We start from the raw sequence: 1,057 nt of genomic DNA, 5'->3' as shown, positions 1-1,057 counted from the left end.
TCCTTGATCGCGTTCTTCGCCTTGATCTTGCCGTACGTGCCGATCATGGCGACCTTGTCGGCGCCGTACTTGTCCGTCACATACCGGATCACCTCGACGCGCCGACGCTCGTCGAAGTCGATGTCGACATCGGGCATCGAGACCCGCTCGGGGTTGAGGAACCGCTCGAAGATCAGACCGTGCTCGATCGGGTCGAGGTCGGTGATACCCATCGCGTAGGCGACGATCGAGCCGGCCGCGGAGCCTCGGCCGGGACCGACCGCGATGCCGTTGTTCTTGGCCCACATAATGAAGTCGGCGACGACAAGGAAGTACCCGGGGAACCCCATCTGGATGATGACATCCATCTCGTACTCCGCCTGCTTCTGGCGGTCCTCCGGCACACCACCCGGGTAACGGCGGTTCATGCCACGGCGCACCTCCTCACGGAACCAGGTGACCTCGGTGAAGCCCTCCGGGATGTCGAACCTCGGCATCAGGTTCTTCGCCTCGAACATCCCCGTGGTGTCGATCTGCTCGGCCACCAGCAGGGTGTTGGCGCAACCCTGCTGCCAGATGTCCGAAGTCTCCAGGGCGTACATCTCGTCGGTCGACCTCAGGTAATAGCCCCCTCCGTCCAGCTTGAAGCGGTCCGGGTCGGAGAGGTTCCTACCGGTCTGGATGCACAACAACGCGTCATGGGCACTCGCCTCGTGCGCATAGGTGTAGTGCGAGTCGTTCGTCACCAGCGGCGGGATGCCGAGCTTCCTGCCCACCCTCAGCAGGTCCTCACGCACCCGGCGCTCGATCTCAATCCCGTGCTGCATCAACTCCAGGAAGTACCGGTCCTTGCCGAAGATGTCCTGGTACTCGGAGGCCGCCTTCACCGCCTCGTCGAACTGGCCGAGACGCAGCCGGGTCTGCAACTCCCCCGACGGACACCCGGTCGAGGCGATCAGCCCCTCCGACCACTGGGAGATGGACTCCTTGTCCATCCGCGGCCACTTCTGCAGCCAGCCCTCGGCATACGCGTCCGAGGACAGCTTGAACAGGTTGTGCAGCCCGGTCTTGTTCGCCG

The 1,057-nt window shown here is 63.8% G+C and carries 1 protein-coding gene; it reads right to left on the bottom strand.

From position 1 onward, the window contains the following. Positions 1 to 1,057: DNA polymerase III subunit alpha (gene dnaE, locus AB0I18_RS52140; RefSeq protein ID WP_363112909.1), on the bottom strand; the 1,057-nt coding region annotated here is incomplete at both ends.

Source organism: Streptomyces sp. NPDC050704 (assembly GCF_040654355.1).
Taxonomy (GTDB): Bacteria; Actinomycetota; Actinomycetes; order Streptomycetales; family Streptomycetaceae; genus Streptomyces.
The sequence above is the reverse complement of the archived record's forward strand: the minus strand, read 5'-3'. Positions and strand labels throughout refer to the sequence as shown.